17 protein-coding genes are annotated in these 16,191 nt (G+C 69.9%); 13 read left to right on the top strand and 4 right to left on the bottom strand.

Translation table 11 applies throughout. The features are described from left to right. Positions 1-195: 195 nt before the first annotated feature. The gene (locus ABZW96_RS26420; protein ID WP_355078307.1) at positions 196-1,131 is read right to left on the bottom strand and encodes a helix-turn-helix domain-containing GNAT family N-acetyltransferase; all 936 of its coding nucleotides are present in this window, start codon (positions 1,129-1,131) and stop codon (positions 196-198) included. Positions 1,132-1,297: 166 nt separating this feature from the next. On the opposite strand from ABZW96_RS26420, the gene ABZW96_RS26415 reads away from it, so the two are divergent. Next, positions 1,298-2,578: an adenosylmethionine--8-amino-7-oxononanoate transaminase gene (locus ABZW96_RS26415; RefSeq protein ID WP_355078306.1), complete on the top strand. Its 1,281-nt coding sequence runs from the start codon at positions 1,298-1,300 to the stop codon at positions 2,576-2,578. Between the two features lie 4 nt (positions 2,579-2,582). Here the strand turns inward: ABZW96_RS26415 and ABZW96_RS26410 are convergent, their stop codons facing one another. Continuing rightward, positions 2,583-2,954, bottom strand: coding sequence for a cupin domain-containing protein (locus tag ABZW96_RS26410; protein ID WP_355078305.1), 372 nt, complete (start codon positions 2,952-2,954; stop codon positions 2,583-2,585). 61 nt (positions 2,955-3,015) lie between these two features. On the opposite strand from ABZW96_RS26410, the gene ABZW96_RS26405 reads away from it, so the two are divergent. Then, positions 3,016-3,498 (top strand): MarR family winged helix-turn-helix transcriptional regulator, encoded by a 483-nt coding sequence (locus ABZW96_RS26405; RefSeq protein ID WP_355078304.1) that lies wholly within the window; start codon positions 3,016-3,018, stop codon positions 3,496-3,498. Here ABZW96_RS26405 and ABZW96_RS26400 read toward each other — a convergent pair. Continuing rightward, positions 3,485-3,880: a hypothetical protein gene (locus ABZW96_RS26400; RefSeq protein WP_355078303.1), complete on the bottom strand. Its 396-nt coding sequence runs from the start codon at positions 3,878-3,880 to the stop codon at positions 3,485-3,487. The two genes, ABZW96_RS26405 and ABZW96_RS26400, sit on opposite strands and share 14 nt — an antisense overlap. 59 nt (positions 3,881-3,939) lie before the next feature. On the opposite strand from ABZW96_RS26400, the gene ABZW96_RS26395 reads away from it, so the two are divergent. The 10 genes from ABZW96_RS26395 (at position 3,940) to ABZW96_RS26350 (ending at position 14,387) form a co-directional block, all read left to right on the top strand. Continuing rightward, positions 3,940-5,088: an 8-amino-7-oxononanoate synthase gene (locus ABZW96_RS26395; protein ID WP_355078302.1), complete on the top strand. Its 1,149-nt coding sequence runs from the start codon at positions 3,940-3,942 to the stop codon at positions 5,086-5,088. Further along, positions 5,085-5,759, top strand: coding sequence for a dethiobiotin synthase (gene bioD, locus ABZW96_RS26390; RefSeq protein WP_355078301.1), 675 nt, complete (start codon positions 5,085-5,087; stop codon positions 5,757-5,759). Before ABZW96_RS26395 ends, bioD begins: the two co-directional genes overlap by 4 nt. A 261-nt stretch (positions 5,760-6,020) precedes the next feature. Next, a complete protein-coding gene (locus ABZW96_RS26385) occupies positions 6,021-6,221 on the top strand; it encodes a hypothetical protein (RefSeq protein ID WP_355078300.1) in 201 nt (66 codons plus the stop codon). 51 nt (positions 6,222-6,272) lie between these two features. Continuing rightward, complete coding sequence (locus ABZW96_RS26380; protein WP_355078299.1) at positions 6,273-7,436, top strand: alpha/beta hydrolase; 1,164 nt, start codon at positions 6,273-6,275, stop codon at positions 7,434-7,436. Positions 7,437-7,500: 64 nt separating this feature from the next. After that, a complete protein-coding gene (locus ABZW96_RS26375; RefSeq protein ID WP_355078298.1) occupies positions 7,501-8,592 on the top strand; it encodes an ABC transporter substrate-binding protein in 1,092 nt (363 codons plus the stop codon). Next, positions 8,592-9,455 (top strand): ABC transporter permease, encoded by an 864-nt coding sequence (locus tag ABZW96_RS26370; RefSeq protein ID WP_355078297.1) that lies wholly within the window; start codon positions 8,592-8,594, stop codon positions 9,453-9,455. The genes ABZW96_RS26375 and ABZW96_RS26370 overlap by 1 nt, the downstream gene beginning before the upstream one ends. Next, on the top strand, positions 9,431-10,183 hold the full coding sequence (locus ABZW96_RS26365) for an ABC transporter ATP-binding protein (RefSeq protein WP_355078296.1): 753 nt from the start codon (positions 9,431-9,433) through the stop codon (positions 10,181-10,183). The genes ABZW96_RS26370 and ABZW96_RS26365 overlap by 25 nt, the downstream gene beginning before the upstream one ends. Then, positions 10,180-11,529, top strand: coding sequence for an LLM class flavin-dependent oxidoreductase (locus ABZW96_RS26360; protein ID WP_355078295.1), 1,350 nt, complete (start codon positions 10,180-10,182; stop codon positions 11,527-11,529). The genes ABZW96_RS26365 and ABZW96_RS26360 overlap by 4 nt, the downstream gene beginning before the upstream one ends. Before the next feature lie 394 nt (positions 11,530-11,923). Next, on the top strand, positions 11,924-13,144 hold the full coding sequence (locus ABZW96_RS26355; RefSeq protein ID WP_355078294.1) for an MFS transporter: 1,221 nt from the start codon (positions 11,924-11,926) through the stop codon (positions 13,142-13,144). 100 nt (positions 13,145-13,244) lie between these two features. Then, positions 13,245-14,387 (top strand): lipase family protein, encoded by a 1,143-nt coding sequence (locus ABZW96_RS26350; protein ID WP_355078293.1) that lies wholly within the window; start codon positions 13,245-13,247, stop codon positions 14,385-14,387. Between the two features lie 96 nt (positions 14,388-14,483). Here ABZW96_RS26350 and ABZW96_RS26345 read toward each other — a convergent pair whose 3' ends face one another. Beyond that, complete coding sequence (locus ABZW96_RS26345) at positions 14,484-15,068, bottom strand: TetR/AcrR family transcriptional regulator C-terminal domain-containing protein (RefSeq protein ID WP_355078292.1); 585 nt, start codon at positions 15,066-15,068, stop codon at positions 14,484-14,486. 103 nt (positions 15,069-15,171) lie between these two features. On the opposite strand from ABZW96_RS26345, the gene bioB reads away from it, so the two are divergent. Then, positions 15,172-16,185 (top strand): biotin synthase BioB, encoded by a 1,014-nt coding sequence (gene bioB, locus ABZW96_RS26340; RefSeq protein ID WP_355078291.1) that lies wholly within the window; start codon positions 15,172-15,174, stop codon positions 16,183-16,185. Positions 16,186-16,191: the final 6 nt, after the last annotated feature.

The raw sequence follows: 16,191 nt of genomic DNA, 5'->3' as shown, positions 1-16,191 counted from the left end.
GGGCGCGCGGTGGTCGCGAGCTCATCCGTAGCGGCGGTTGCGGTGACGCGAGCCCTCGCCGGACGCGTCCGAGGTGCCGCGGCACGCGGTGCGTCGATACGGATCACTGACAGCGACGGGCCGTGTGGTGCTCGACATAGCGGAAGCGCATGCGACCCGGCGCATCGTGCAGCGGCTCGTGAGCGGGCGCGCGGCTCACTTCGCGGATGTGAGCGACCGCCGCCAGGTCTGGCCGACCAGGTCGTGCCCCCAGCTGTGATGCGGGCTCTGGTCGACGAGCTCGAATCCCGCGCGCTGGTAGACGCGCCGCGCGGCGGTGAGCACGTCGTTGGTCCACAGCACGATCTCCCGGTAGCCCGCCGCCGTGGCGAAGCGCAGGCATTCGTCCACCAGCGCCGAGCCGACGCCGAGACCGCGGACGGTCGGCTCGACCAGGAGCAACCGCAGGCGCGCGGTGGTGTCGTCCTCGCGAACGCAGAAGACGCTGCCCACCGGGCGGCCGTCGGATTCCGCGATCCAGGCGCGCTCGCGCTGCTCGTCGCGGGAAGTCAGGTAGTCGGCCACGATGCGCACGATCAGTTCCTCGTAGCTCGCGTCCCAGCCGTATTCGTTCGCGTAGAGCTCCGCATGACGCTGGATCACCCAGCCGTAATCGCCGGAGCCCGGGCGTCGCAGCGAGAAAGCAGGTGCGTCTGCGGGCCGGTCCAAAATCTGCTGAATGGTTCGCATCGCCGTGATCAGGCGCGCGCGGGTCGCTTGCGGCTGCGCGTCGAGCAGCGCGCCCACTTCGTCACTGGAGCGCTGATCGAGCGTCGCGAAGATCTCCCTGCCCCGGTCGGTCAGCCGGACCTCCTGGCGGCGGCCGTCGCTGCCGGAGCGGTTGCGCCGCACCAGGCCGGACTGTTCGAACCGGGCCAGAATGCGGCTGAGGTAGCCCGCGTCGAGGTCAAGGGCGTGCCGGAGCGCGACCACTTCGGTGGCGTCGGAGGCGGCCAGCTTGAACAGGATCCGCGCCTCGGTGAGCGAGTAGCGGCTGTCGTGCAGTCCCTCGCGCAGCACGCCGATCACGCGCGTGTAGTGGCGGTTGAACTCGCGGACGGCGGCGATGTCGGCGGGCGCGGCAGCGGTCACGGCGGCTCCAATCTTTGACTTTGTCAAAGAATATTCCGCCGCGTCGCCACCGGGTAGGGAAACGGCCGAACTCGGCCCACCCTTGCGGGCCCCGCCTGCTCGGCTGCTAACTTGAACGGTGTTCAAGCCGCCCAGGGGAGACCCGGGCCGTGACGCGAGGATTCCTGTGGCACTGACCCCCGACCAGATCACCGCCCTCGACGCCGAGCACGTCTGGCATCCGTACGGCGGCTTCCCCGCGACGACCGAACCGCTGGTGGTGGCCGCCGCCGCGGGGACCAGGCTGACCCTGGCCGACGGACGCGAGCTGGTCGACGGCATGAGTTCCTGGTGGGCCGCCATCCACGGTTACCGGCACCCGGTGCTCGACGCCGCGCTGGTCGACCAGTCGCGGCGGATGAGTCATGTGATGTTCGGCGGGCTCACCCACGAGCCGGCGGCCCGGCTGGCCGAGCTGCTGGTCGAATCGACACCGGCCGGGCTGGACAAGGTGTTCCTGTGCGACTCCGGCTCGGTGTCGGTCGAGGTCGCCGTGAAGATGTGCCTGCAGTACTGGCGTTCGCTGGGCAAGCCGGAGAAGCGGCGGCTGCTCACCTGGCGCGGCGGCTACCACGGCGACACCTTCACCCCGATGAGCGTGTGCGACCCCGAGGGCGGCATGCACTCGCTGTGGACCGACATCCTGGCGAATCAGCTGTTCGCGCCGGTGCCGCCGAGCGAGTACCACCCGGAATACACGGCGGAACTGGAGCGCATGATCGCCGCGCACGCGGGCGAACTCGCGGCGGTCATCGTGGAGCCGATCGTCCAAGGGGCGGGCGGGATGCGCTGGCATCATCCCGGCTATCTCGCCGACCTGCGCAGGTTGTGCGACGAGCACGGGGTGCTGCTCGTCTTCGACGAAATCGCGACCGGATTCGGCCGCACCGGAACGCTTTTCGCGGCCGACCTGGCCGGGGTGAGCCCGGATGTGATGTGCGTGGGCAAGGCGCTGACCGGCGGTTACCTCACCCTGGCCGCCGCGCTGTGCACCACGCGGATCGCCGAGACGATCAGCGCGGCGCACGGCGGGCTCATGCACGGCCCCACGTTCATGGGCAACCCGCTGGCCTGCGCGGTCGCCGTCGCGTCGATCGAGTTGCTGCGCTCGCGCGACTGGCGCGGCGAGGTGACCCGGATCGAAGCGGAGCTGGCTGCGGGCCTGGCCCCGGCGCGCGAGCTGCCGGGCGTGATCGAGGCGCGTGTGCTCGGTGCGATCGGTGTGGTCGAGCTGGACCACCCGGTCGACATGCGCGCCGCGACCGACGCCGCGGTGGCGGCCGGGGTGTGGCTGCGTCCGTTCCGCAACCTCGTCTACACCATGCCGCCGTTCATCAGCACGTCCGGCGACATCGCCACGATCACCGCCGGCATGCGCGCCGCGGTCGCCGCGGGGATCGGTCGGTGACCGGTCAGGCGATCCAGGGCGGGACGATGGTGCCGTCGCTGTCCGGTGTGCCTGCCCGCGCCCCCGCGGGCGCGGTGACGATGGCGGTGAAGCCGTCGCCGGTGTGCACCTGTCGCAGCGTGTTCGGCGGGAGGATCACCGTATCCCCTTCGGCCGCGGTGAGTTCCGTGCCGTCGAGCGTGACGTCGAGCCGTCCGGCGAGGACGGTCCAGATCTGCTCGGCGTCGATGAAGTGCAGCGGTCCCGCGGTGTCGGCGGGCACCTCGACCCGCCACACCGCGAGTCCGGAGCCGCCCTGGGTGGGGGAGGCGAGCGTGGTCATGACACCGCCAGGGGTTTCGGTGCGGCGGGTGTCGGAGTGTCGGATGACGGTCATCGGGCTACCACCTCTATAATAGACAACATGGTTGTCTATATAGTCAACGAGGTTGTCCATCATGTCAAGTGACAGGGGTGGCTATGAGCTGCCGCTGCGCATGCTGCTCGGCTTCCGGGCTGTGATCGACGAGGTGCACGCGGATCTGGCCGAGCACGGTCACGCCGAGTTGCGGCCGATGCACGGCTTCGTCTTCCAGGCGATCGGCCGCGCGGGCGGGCCGCACGGTTGCACGGCCGCCGACCTGGGGCGCGCGCTCGGTGTCTCGAAACAGGCCGCGGGCAAGCATATCGAGGCGTTGGAGCGGCTGGGCTACCTTCGCCGCGGGCACGATCCGTCCGACGCGCGGCGCAAGGTCTACACGCTCACCGAACGCGCCGATGACGTGCTGACCCGATCGGCGCGAACGTTCGACCGGATCCACGATCGCTGGTCGGAACTGCTCGGCGCGGATCGGCTGGCCGAACTGGAGCGCGATCTGCGCTCGCTGACGCCCGGCGAGGTGTTCCGGCTGGATACGCCGAACTGGTTCACCGGTCCGTGAGCCGATCGGACGAATTAGGGCGGCCGTCGGCGAGGTCGGGACGATCGCTGTCGGACAGCATCTCCCACACCCGGAAGATGCAGTGGTAGTCGTCCGACCAGCCGCGCACCATCAGTAGATAGGTGTCACCGTCGCGGAGCACGACGCGGCGACCGCGCAGCTTGGGATGCTCCGGGGTGTAGGTGGGCAGCACTCCGGCCAGTTTCGCCAGCGCTTGTGCGCGCGTGCCGACCACTTCCGTCAGGATTCGGGGTGACCAGCGCTTGTGATCGCCCGAGCCCGTTGTTTCCTCGACGACTATCGCCCACCGCGGCATCCGGCCGTGTACCTCCCGGTGCAGCTTGTCACCGCGGGCCGGTGACACCACCAACGATGGGCTCAACGGTACCAGCGGACCTGCGGGAGAGTGCCCTGAACGGTGTTCAAGTATGCTTCGGAGCTGTGACTACCGATCCGTTGAGCTGGTTGGACGAACGCGCTTCCGCGCGCGTGGCCGCGGGACTGCGCCGCGAGCTGCGGCCGCGCGCCCCGCAGGCGCCGTCGATCGATCTCGCCTCCAACGACTATCTCGGCCTGGTGCGCCACCCAGAGGTGATCGAAGGCGCGATCGAGGCGGTGCGCCGCTGGGGTGCGGGGTCGACCGGGTCGCGGCTGGTCACCGGCACCACCACCGAGCACGAACTGCTGGAGACCGAGTTGGCCGAATTCGTCGGCGTCGAAGCGGGACTCGTATTCGCCTCCGGATACGCGGCCAACCTCGGCGCGGTGACCGCGCTGGCCGGGCGCGGCTCGCTGGTGATCTCCGACGCGGGCAGCCACGCCTCGCTGGTGGACGCGTGCAGGCTCTCCCGCGCCAGGGTGGAGATCGCGCCGCATCGCGACGTCGCGGCGGTGGAGCGGCTGCTGTCGGAGCGCGTCGAGGAACGGGCGCTGGTGCTCACGGATTCGGTGTTCAGCGCCGACGGCGATCTCGCGCCGTTGACCGAACTGCACCGGGTGACCAGGGCCAACGGGGCGGTGCTCGTGGTGGACGAGGCACACGGCATCGGTGTGCGCGGGGCGGGCGGACGCGGGTTGGCGCACGAGTCGGGCCTGGCGGGGGCGCCGGATCTGGTGATCACCGCGACGCTGTCGAAATCCCTTGCCGCGCAGGGCGGTGTGGTGCTGAGCAGTGGCCGGGTGCGCGCCCACCTGATCGACGCCGCGCGCACGTTCATCTTCGACACCGGTCTCGCGCCCGCCGCCGTCGGCGCCGCGCGGGCCGCGTTGCGGGTGCTGCGCGCCCAGCCGGAGCTGGCCGAGCGGGTGCTGGCGCGCGCCGCGGACATCGCCGGGATCGCCGGTGTGCCCGCGCCGCCTTCGGCGGTGGTGTCGGTCGTGCTCGGTCCGGCGCAAGTGGCCTTCGACGCCGCGCAGGCGTGCCGAGCGCACGGGCTGGACGTCGGCTGCTTCCGTCCGCCGACGGTTCCGGAAGGCACGTCGCGACTGCGCTTGACCGCGCGGGCGAATCTCACACCGGCCGAACTCGACTCCATCGCGACGGTGCTCGGCGAAGTGCTGGCGCAGGCGCGAGAGGGGGTGCCGGCATGACCGTCCTGCTGATCACCGGAACCTCCACCGATGTCGGCAAGACCGTCGTCACCGCGGCCGTCGCCGCCGCGGCGATGGCGAACGGCCGTTCGGTGGCGGTGTGCAAGCCGGGCCAGACCGGTGTCGCGGTGGGCGAACCCGGAGACCTCGCGGAGATCCAACGGTTGTCCGGCGTCACCCGCACGCTCGAACTCGCCCGCTACCCGGACCCGCTGGCGCCCGACACCGCCGCCCGCCGGGCCGGGCTGCCGGAGCTGACACTCGCCGAGACCGCCGCCGCCGTCGATTCCCTGACCGACGCCGACCTCGTCCTGGTCGAGGGCGCGGGCGGATTGCTGGTGCGCCTAGGCGATTTCACCCTGCTCGACCTCGCCCAGAAACTCGGCGCGCCCGTCCTGCTGGTCACCGCGGCCGGGCTGGGGACGCTCAACCACACCGAACTGACCACCCGCGCACTGCAATCGGCGGGCGTGCGGTGCCAAGGCCTGGTGATCGGCTCTTGGCCCGCCGAACCGGATCTCGCCGCCGAATGCAATCGCATCGACCTGCCGCGCGTCAGCGGCGTCGACCTGGTGGGTTCGGTGCCGCAAGGCGCGGGCGGCTGGGAGCGTGCGCGATTCATCGCCGCCGCCCCGGGTTGGTTCGAGCCCGCCTGGTCGCCTTTCCGCTGATCGATGGCGTTTCCGCGACGCGAGTCTCCCCGAACGTGTCGGTGACCCCGCTGAGTGCGGACGCGCGACCCGTGTTCGGTGGCATCTGCGCGCGGAAGCGGTGCGGCAGTGAATGGTGCCAGACGGCAGGACCGGACACGTGCGCGAATTCGATACCTGGGGAGGTCGGCGTGTTCCGAATCACGCTCGCTTGCGCGACGAGTCCACGGTAGCGGCAAGGCCACCGCGCACAGCATTTCGCGCGGCCCGCACGAGCACGTGGTGCAGATCATCGAATTCACGACCTGCGATCCGTCGGTGGCGACGAGCACACTGTCAGCTACCTTGCACTATGTCGAGGGCGGCACCGACATCCAGGAGGTACCCGACGGTCTGTCGAGCTTAATCGCGCTCGACGACAACAAACTCGGGCGGCGGAACTCGCTGGGCAAACTCGCGGCCAAGGCCGAGGCGGCACGCTGAACGATAGCGGGCTCATGGCGACCGCCCGCACCCGTGCCTACAGTGGGATGGATGTCGCCGATGGACGAGAGGCACCCGTCCACCGTCTCCGACTGGGACGACGCGCGACGCCGATCTCGGCTGCGGGACACGAGCCTGGGGCACGGGTGGAAGACGTTGCGCCGCACCAGGGTGACGCTGCTTCGGGTGGCCGCACTGCTGCTGGCCGGACTCGTGGTGTTCGCGCAGTACTGGAAGTACGACGTCGCGCCGGAACAGGCGCGACTGGCGCGCACCGAGCCCGCCATCCTGCCCGTCGCCCCGCCGGTGGACCCGCAGAACTGGGACACCGTCGTGGTGGATCTGGTCGGGCTCGGCGGGCTCGACGCCAGTGACACCGCCGCCGCGCTGCCCGCTCTGCGCAGGATGGGCATGGTGTGGGCGATCCGCTACGACAATCAAGGTATCGACACCAAGGTGATCGCCGACCTCGTCGTGCGCGCCGCCGAACTGTCGGGCCTGCGCAACATCGTGCTCGTCGGCCACAGCATGGGCGGCGTGATCGCACTGGAGGTCGCCGAGCACATCCACCGGGACAGCGACCGCAGACTGGTCGGGGTGATCCTGGACTGCACGCCGGTCGACCTGAACGCGGTCCGTCCGGAAAGTCGCGGGCGCGGTGAGGACATGCTGCGGTGGATGGGCTGGCTGCCCGGTGCGCGGGAAAGCCGCATGCTCCGGCTGGCCGTGGAGACCTACGCTCGCCGGGACCGTTTCGTCGACCGGGGCGACGGGCTGCCCGGCATCCGGTTCGGCCAACTGGGCCAGGTGCTGGCGGAAGTGATGCGGGAGAAGATCGTCTCGCGCGACGCGGCGAGCAACGGTCTGATCGAATCCCAGTTCACCGCAATCGTGGCCGGTGGCGCGACGGACGACCTGCGCGCCCTCGCCCAGCCCGTGGCCGACAAGCCACGGCCCGCCATCGTCTTCATCCGGCCGCGCGACGCGAGCGCCGACCGCGTGGTCGACGTCGAGTACTCCCATCGGGTGCTGATCGAGCGGTCCGGCGGAGTGGACGGCACGCTGCTGGTGGTGCTGGCGCGAAACACCGGGCACGCGAATCCGATGCAGCGGCCCCGGGAATACAACACGGTGATCGAGCAGCAGATTCTGCCGTTCGTGCAGCGCTACCAGCAGCAGGTCCGGTCGATGACGGTGGCAGCGCCGCCCCGCTGAGGGGTTCGAACCAGGCTGAGACAAACCGTTTTCGCGCCGGTTTCGTCTTGTTCTAATTCGCCTTATGTTCCGACCAAGTACGTTCCGGTCCGGCCTCCGTGGCCGCGCGACCGCCGCATTGCTCGCCGTGGCGACCGTTGCGACCCTCGGACTCACCGGCTGCGCGAAGGACGACAAGCCGGTCGGTCCCACCGCCGAAGGACCACTGCCGACCGAGGTTCCCGCAGGCACCACCCTCGTGGTCGCCGACCAATCCGAGCGCCTGCAATCGGTGCTGCGCATCTCCGGCGAGCTCGACAAGCTTCCGTTCAAGGTGGAGTTCGCCAACTTCGTCGGCGGTCCCGCCATCCTGGAGGCGTTCCGGGCGGGCGCCGCCGACGTCGCCCAGGTCGGCGACGTCCCGCCGATCCACGCCTTGGTGGCCGGGCAGGACGTCCCGATCATCGCGTCCTATCAGACCAGCACCACCGCCCTGAAACTCGCGGTGGCGCCGGGCAAGTCGGTGACGAAGCTCGCGGATCTGAAGGGCAAGAAGATCGCCTACGCGGAGGGCACGGCACAGCAGGCCGCCGTGCTGCGCGCCATCGACAAGGCCGGGCTCACCACCTCCGACGTGCAGCTGGTCCGGCTGCAACTGGCCGAGTTCCTCGATGCCGTGCGCACCGGCCAGGTCGACGTCGCGCCGCTGATCGAGCCGAACGTCACCCGGTTCCTGCGCACGCCGGGCACCTCGCTGGTCCCCGACTCCGAGACCGTAGGTCTCTACGGCGGTCTCGCCTATCTGTACGCCCGCCGCGCGGTCGTGCGGGATCCGGCGAAGGCGGCCGCCACCCGGGCGCTGGTCGGCGCGTTCGTCCGCGCCTACCAGTGGGCCAACACCCACCCGGAGGACTGGGCGCGCCGCTACTACGTGGACAACCAGAAGGTGAGCGCCGACGACGCCAAGCGCATCGTCGACTCGTTGGGCACCTACGTCTTCCCGCATCTGGACCAGCAGTTGGTCGACCGGCAGCAGGCCACCATCGACGCCATCGCCAAGGCGGGCGAACTGCCCAAGAAGGTGCAGGCGTCCAACGGCTTCGACCTGCGCTTCGACGCCGCGATCACGCAAGCGGTCACCGAGAGCGGCGCGTCGTTCGAACCGAAGGCACGCTGATGGCGACCCTCGACGCCGGGGTGCTGCGCCGCTTCGGCCTCGGCCGCTCCACGGCGGAACCGATACTGGCGAAACGCAAACCGACCCGGCCGCGCCTCGGTCCTGGCCGCCCCATCCCGTTCGGCATCGCGGTGGGACCGGCGTTGCTGATCGCCGCCTGGGTGGCCGGTTCGGCCACGGGCGCATTGGATCCGGAGACCCTGCCCGCGCCGTGGACGGTCGCCGAGACCGCCGGTGACCTGCTCGCCGACGGCCGTTTACAGAGCAATCTGCTGACCTCGGTGCAGCGCGCCGTGATCGGGCTCGGGCTCGGTGTCGCGATCGGCCTGGTGCTGGCGCTGCTGGCCGGGCTGAGCCGGGTCGGTGAAGCGTTGGTGGACGGGCCGATCCAGATCAAGCGCGCCATTCCGACGCTCGCGCTGATTCCGCTGTTCATCGTGTGGTTCGGCATCGGCGAGGAAATGAAGCTGGTGGTGATCACCACCAGCGTGGCGATCCCGATCTACCTGAATACGCACGCGCACCTGCGCAGCGTCGACGCCAGGTATGTGGAACTCGCCCAGACCGTCGGACTTTCGCGGTGGGGATTCGTCCGCCGGATCGCGCTGCCGGGATCGCTGCCCGGCTTCTTCACCGGCCTGCGGCTGGCCGTCACGATCTCCTGGCTGGCGCTGGTCGTGGTGGAACAGGTCAACGCCACCAGCGGCATCGGTTACCTGATGACCCAGGCCCGCACCTACGGCCAGATCGACATCATCGTGGTCGGCCTGGTGATCTACGGCCTGCTCGGCCTGTTCGGCGACATCCTGGTGCGCGCGGTGGAAAGGAAGGCGCTGTCATGGCGGCAGACACTCGGGGATTGAACGTCGTCCGCGCCCGGCGGCTGCGCCGTGGCTTCGGCGACCGGGTGGTGCTGCGCGACATCGACATCGACATCGCGCGCGGCGAGTTCGTCGCGCTGCTCGGCCGCAGCGGTTCGGGCAAGAGCACGCTGCTGCGGGCGCTCGCCGAATTGGACTACGACGTGCCGGGTTCCGGCGAATTGAGCGTGCCCACCGAGCGTTCGGTGGTGTTCCAGGACTCCCGGTTGCTGCCCTGGGTGCGGGTGCTCGACAACGTGACTCTCGGTCTAGGAGGTTCGGACGCCGCCGGTCGCGGTCGCGCGGCACTGGCCGAGGTCGGGCTCGCGGGCCGGGAGAAGGCCTGGCCCAAGGAGCTTTCCGGTGGCGAGCAACAGCGTGTCGCCCTGGCGCGTTCGCTGGTGCGCGAACCCGAGCTGCTGCTGGCGGACGAACCGTTCGGCGCGCTGGACGCGCTGACCCGGATCAAGATGCACGCACTGCTGCAGGACCTGTGCGCCGAGCATCGGCCCGCCGTGCTGCTGGTCACCCACGACGTGGACGAGGCGGTGCTGCTGGCCGACCGTGTCCTGGTGCTCGACGACGGGCGCATCGCGGTGGACCAGCGCATCGACCTGGAACGCCCCCGCCGCCACGGCGATCCCGCCTTCCTGCGGCACCGTTCCCTGCTGCTGGCCAGCCTGGGCGTCGACGTCGTCGACACGCCCACCGACGAGAAGAAAGCCTCATGACCGCACCGCGCCAACTCAGCCTCAACGCCTTCATCTACCCCTCCGGCCACCACGAGGCGGCATGGCGGCATCCGTCGAGCAGCCCCGAACGGATCTACGACGTCGCCTACTACCAGGAGATCGGACGCACCGCCGAAGCGGCGAAACTGGACGCGGTGTTCTTCGCCGACGGACCCGCCCTGCACAACAACGTGAAGCACAACGCGACCTCCGGCCTGGAACCGATCACCCTGCTCACCGCGATCGCCACCGCGACGACGCATCTCGGCCTCATCGCCACCGCGTCGACCACGTACTACGAGCCCTACAACCTGGCCAGGCTGTTCTCCACGCTGGACCACATCTCCCGCGGCCGGGCGGGCTGGAACATCGTCACCACCGGCACCGATCTCGCCGCGGCGAACTTCGGTCTGGACAAGCATCCCGACCATGCCGAACGGTACGCCCGTGCTAGGGAATTCGTCGACGCCGTGGTGGCGCTGTGGGACAGCTGGGAGGACGACGCCATCGTCCTGGACCAGGCCTCAGGCGTGTACGCCGACCCGGAGAAGATCCACCAGATCGACTTCGCCGGCGAATACCTGCGGGTGCGTGGACCGTTCAACGCGCCGCGCACGCCGCAGGGCCACCCGGTGCTGGTGCAGGCGGGCGCGTCGAACGACGGGCGGGCGTTCGCGGGCAAGTACGCCGAGGCGATCTTCACCGCGCATCAGCGGCTCAGCGACGCCCAGGCGTTCTACGCCGACATCAAGGAGCGGGCCCGTGGCTTCGGCCGCGACCCCGAGCACATCAAGATCCTGCCGGGGATCAGCCCGTTCATCGCCGACACCGAGGCGGCGGCCAAGAAATTGGAGCAGGAGTTCAACGAGCTCACCGTGCCGGAATACGGCCTGGCCCAGTTGGAGGGCATCGTCGGGATCAGCCTGCGGCACCTGCCGCTGGACGAGCCGATCCCGGTCGATTTGTTCGACGCGGCGGGCGATGTGACCGACAACGGGAAGAGCCGCTTGCAGGTCGTGGCGGGCATCGTGCAGCGCGAACGGCCGACCGTGCGCGGCCTGCTGCACCGCCTCGCCGGTGCGCGCGGCCACCGGGTGTTCGCCGGAACCCCCGAGCAGGTCGCCGACACCATCGAGGAATGGTTCCGCAACGGCGCGGCCGACGGGTTCAACGTCATGCCGCCGTACTACCCGGGCGGACTGGAGATCTTCGCCGAGACGGTCGTGCCGATCCTGCAGGAACGCGGCCTGTTCCGCACCGAGTACACCGGCACCACGCTGCGCGACCACTTCGGCCTGCCCCGCCCCGACAGCCGTTTCGCCCCGCAGCCCGCGCTGGCCCGGTGAGCGGCGCCGACGAAAGCGACTGTCCGCCTGGGCGCCGGGCTGTCCGCCACAGGACGGCGCCGGTGCATGCGATGGGTCGGCCCCGCGCGTTCGGTGCGGGGCCGACCGACGCCGTGCCCCGCTCACGGGTCGGGCATTCGAAGTCGGTCGCGCACGCTATCGTGCGCGTCTTCGATCCACACGCTGTGCTGGTCGACTCGAACCAGCGAGTCGGGTTCCAGGGCAATGCGAGCCAGGTGCGCTCCGGGTGCTGGTGGTCGGCCGGTTCCGAGTCTCCTGCTGTCGTGTCGCGGGTTGCCTCCACCACGCCGGTTGTGCGGTTCGCCTCGGGCAGCGGCTTCGGGCCGGATGTGATCGGGCGGAGCGCGGTCTCGCGGCATCGATCGGCGATGCGATGAGCGAGCGGTCCGTCGTAGCGGGCGACATCGGCGGCGTGCGGTTGCGGTCGCTGACCTGGACGGTGTTCGTGCCGATGGTGGTGTACGGCATCGGGTCCGGCGCGGCGGCGCCGATGTACGCGCTGCGCGCGCTCGACCTGGGCGCGTCGGCCGGGCTGGCGGGGATCATCGTCGCGCTGTCCGGGTTGGGCATGGTGCTCACCGACCTGCCCGCGGGGCGGGTCGTCGCGACCATCGGGGAACGCGGTGCGCTTGCGGTGGGTTCGGTGGTCGGTGCGATCGGCGTGCTCGCGGCGATCGTGGCGCCGAATGTCGGCGTGCTCGCGCTGGGCATGCTGCTCAACGGTGCGGCGGGCGCGGTGTGGGGCCTGGCTCGCCAGTCCTATCTGGTTGCCGTGGTGCCCCCGAACGACCTCGGCCGCGCGATGTCGACGCTGGCCGGTTCCATGCGGCTGGGGTTCTTCTGCGGACCGTTCCTCGGTGCGGCCGTGGTGCATTCGCTCGGTCCCAACGGCGCGTTGTGGTTGCAGTTGGTGACCACGGTGGTGTCCGGCGCGGCCATGGCGGCGATCCGATCGCCGGAGGGATCGGGCGAGGCGGGCGCGGGGCACGCGCTGACGGCGATCGTGGTCGAGCACCGCAGGACCCTCGGCACACTCGGCCTGGCCGCGCTGCTGGTCGGGGCCGCGCGTGCGGCCCGGCTGGCGCTGCTTCCGTTGTGGGCCGCGCACATCGGACTGAGCGCGTCGACCACCAGTTTGGTGTTCGGCCTGGCGGGCGCGGTGGACGTGCTGATGTCGTATCCGGCGGGCGTGTGGCTGGATCGCTACGGCAGGCGGGCGACCGGCGTGCCGTCGATGGTCCTGTTCGCCGCCGGTTTCGGTGTGCTGCCGTGCACTTCCTCGGTGCTCGGGCTCGGTTGCGCCGCCGTGCTGCTCGGGCTGGCCAACGGCATGAGCAACGGGCTGATCATGACGGTCGGCGCTGATGTCGCGCCCGACGGGCAGCGGGCGGAGTTCCTCGGGGCCTGGCGGCTCACCCACGACATCGGCATGTTCGTCGGACCGGTGGCGGTCGGCGCGATCAGCGCCGTGACCGTGCTCGGCGGAGCGGCCATCGCGCTCGCGCTCACCGCCGCGGCGGGCGCCTACACGATGCATCGCTGGTTTCCGGGCGTGGTCGGGGCGCCAGGGCGGCGGTCGGCCCAGACCGGGTAGGCGCTCGGCCTCGCCGCGGTTGCGCGGATTCGAGAATTTCCACTGGTGGCACGTGTCGCTAGGGTCTGGTCATCGGAGTGCGTCGGTATGGTGCTGCGGCATGTCCCTATCGTTCCTTCGGCGATCCGGCCTGGTCGCCGCCTCGATAAGTATGTGCGTCGCGGTCACGCTCGGGGTGGCCCCTGCGACAGCGGAAAGCCCGACGACCGGGCAATTGAGCGGGATCGCGCTGCTCGATCCCGCGTGGACTTTCCCCAAGGCCGCGGTGTCGCTCGGGATCGGTTACACCACGACCGATCAGCACGGCGCACCCGCGCAGGCATCCGGTGCGCTCTATCTGCCCCCGGGCCTGCCGCCGCAGGGAGGATGGCCGCTGGTGGTGTGGGCACACGGAACCGCGGGCATCGGCGATGCCTGCGCGCCGTCGCGCCGCCCGCAGTCCGAGCGGAACATCACCTATTTCGACCAGATCCTGGAGAACGGGTACGCGGTACTGGCTCCCGACTATCAAGGCCTCGGCACCCGCGGGCAGTTCAGCTACTACAACACGAACGTCGAGGGGATGTCGATAATCGACGCGGTCGCGGCGATGCGCACGACTCCGATTCCGCTATCACGCAGATGGGCCTTGGTCGGTCAGTCGGAGGGAGCGCACGCGGTGATGAGCGCGGCCGGTCTGTATGCCGAGAAAGGCGGTTCCGCTACGGGGTTGAGCGGAGTGGTGGCCACCGGGCTGCGCACCGACCCGAGCAAGAGCCTGCCGGAGATGTTCCGGGCGGACTCGACCGGCTCCAAGAACCAGATCGCCTACGCCGCGTACTATCTGGCCTCGCTGGAGGAACTGAACCCAGGCAGCGTCACCCCGTACCTGTCCGATTTCGGCAAGGACTTCGTGGAAAAGGCCGCCCACGAATGCCTTTCGCATCTGGTCGAGCGCGCCGACGGCCGCCGACCGTCGGCGCTCGTCGCCGACCCCGACCGGCCGACGCCCACCTTCGCCGAAGACATCGCCGCCCTGACGGGATATCCGGAAGACCGGTTCACCAGCGATCTCCTGATCGGCTACGGCACCGCGGACATCGATGTGCCTCCCACCGACACCGAGAGCTACGGGAAAGAACTGCAAGAGCTGAACCCCGGAATACGAGTGACGGTCCAGCAGTACCCCGGCAAGGACCACAGCGGCGCGTTCCTGGCATCGCTTCCGCATGCGCTGGGATTCCTGAACACGCACCTGCGCTGACGCTCGGCGCGCACCCGCGAGGGAACAGTCGCTGTCGACTGCTTCGGAAACGGCCGCTACACCTACTGCGGAACCGTGATCGGGACGCCCCCGGCGTCAGCGGACGCGGGTGCCGAGCAAGTGCCGCACGCCCGCGACGAACAATTGCAGGCCGAAGTCGAAACGGGCGGTGGGGTCGGTGGTCTCCTCCAACGGCGAGGCGCCCTCGGGCAGGGCGCCCGCCGAGTCCATCTGCATCCTGGACTGCTCGTCCACGGTCTCACCGAGGACGTAGTAGAGCAGCGTGAACGCCGCGAGTTCGGCCTCCTGGCGCGGCATGCCCGCGCGGATGGCGGCGCTCACCAGCCGTTCTCGCCCTTTGCTCGTGGTGAGCCGGGACGCGTAGGTCGCCGACACCAATTCGGCGCCGTCGCGATAGGCCAGCAAGCAGTCGCGCAGCCGGTGCGCCAGTTCGGTGATCTGCCCGGACCATTCCTCGGCCGCGATCGGGTCCTCCATGGGCGCGAGGATCTTGTCCGCGACCGCGCCGAGCAGCGCCTGCTTGTTCGGAAAGTGCCAATACAACGCGCCGGGCTGCACCTGGAGCGAGCCGGCCAACCTGCGCATGGTGAGGTCGGCCAGGCCGTATCGGTCCAGAATCGCGATGGCTCCGTCGACCACGTCCGCCCGGTGCAGCTGCACTCGATGCCCTTCCCGTCGTGCTTTGACTCACTCCTACCGCTACCCTAGCCTGAACACCGTTCAAGTTGCACGGCCACCTCGGCCGGACGAAGGGATTCGTGCAGTGACCCAGGCACCTGTAGACACCGAAATCTTGTCGATCGCCCGCGAGCAGGTGCTCGAGCGCGGGGTGGGGCTGACCCAGGAGCAGACGCTGGAGGTGCTACGGCTCGGTGACGACCGGCTGGAGGAGTTGCTCGCCCTGGCGCACGAGGTGCGCATGAAGTGGTGCGGCCCCGAGGTCGAGGTCGAGGGCATCATCAGCCTCAAGACCGGCGGTTGCCCGGAGGACTGCCACTTCTGCTCGCAGTCGGGCCTGTTCCAGTCGCCGGTGCGCGCCGCGTGGCTGGACATTCCCAGCCTGGTGGAAGCCGCCAAGCAGACCGCGAAGACCGGCGCCACCGAGTTCTGCATCGTGGCGGCCGTGCGCGGTCCCGACGAGCGCCTGATGGCCCAGGTGGCCGCCGGTGTCGAGGCGATTCGCAACGAGGTGGACATCCAGGTCGCCTGCTCGCTGGGCATGCTCACCCAGGAGCAGGTGGACCAGTTGGCCGCCATGGGTGTGCACCGCTACAACCACAACCTGGAGACCTCGCGGTCCTACTTCCCGAACGTGGTGACAACGCACACCTGGGAGGAGCGCTGGGACACCCTGCGTATGGTCCGCGAAGCGGGCATGGAGGTCTGCTGCGGCGGCATCCTCGGCATGGGCGAGACGCTGGAGCAACGCGCCGAGTTCGCCGCGAACCTGGCCCAACTCGAGCCCGACGAGGTGCCGCTGAACTTCCTCAACCCGCGTCCGGGTACGCCCTTCGGCGACCTGGAGGTGCTGCCCGCGTCCGACGCGCTGCGCGCCGTGGCCGCGTTCCGGCTCGCGCTGCCGCGCACCATGCTGCGCTTCGCGGGCGGCCGGGAGATCACCCTCGGTGACCTCGGCGCCAAGCAGGGCATCCTGGGCGGCATCAACGCCGTCATCGTCGGCAACTACCTGACCACCCTCGGCCGCCCGGCCGAACAGGACCTGGACCTGCTCGGCGAGCTGAAGATGCCGATCAAGGCGCTCAACGAAACGCTCTGACCGGCT

The sequence above is a fragment of the Nocardia sp. NPDC004168 genome, assembly GCF_040610355.1.
GTDB classification, from domain to species: Bacteria; Actinomycetota; Actinomycetes; order Mycobacteriales; family Mycobacteriaceae; genus Nocardia; species Nocardia sichangensis.
Note: the sequence above shows the minus strand (reverse complement) of the source record. Positions and strands in the feature narration are given on the sequence as shown.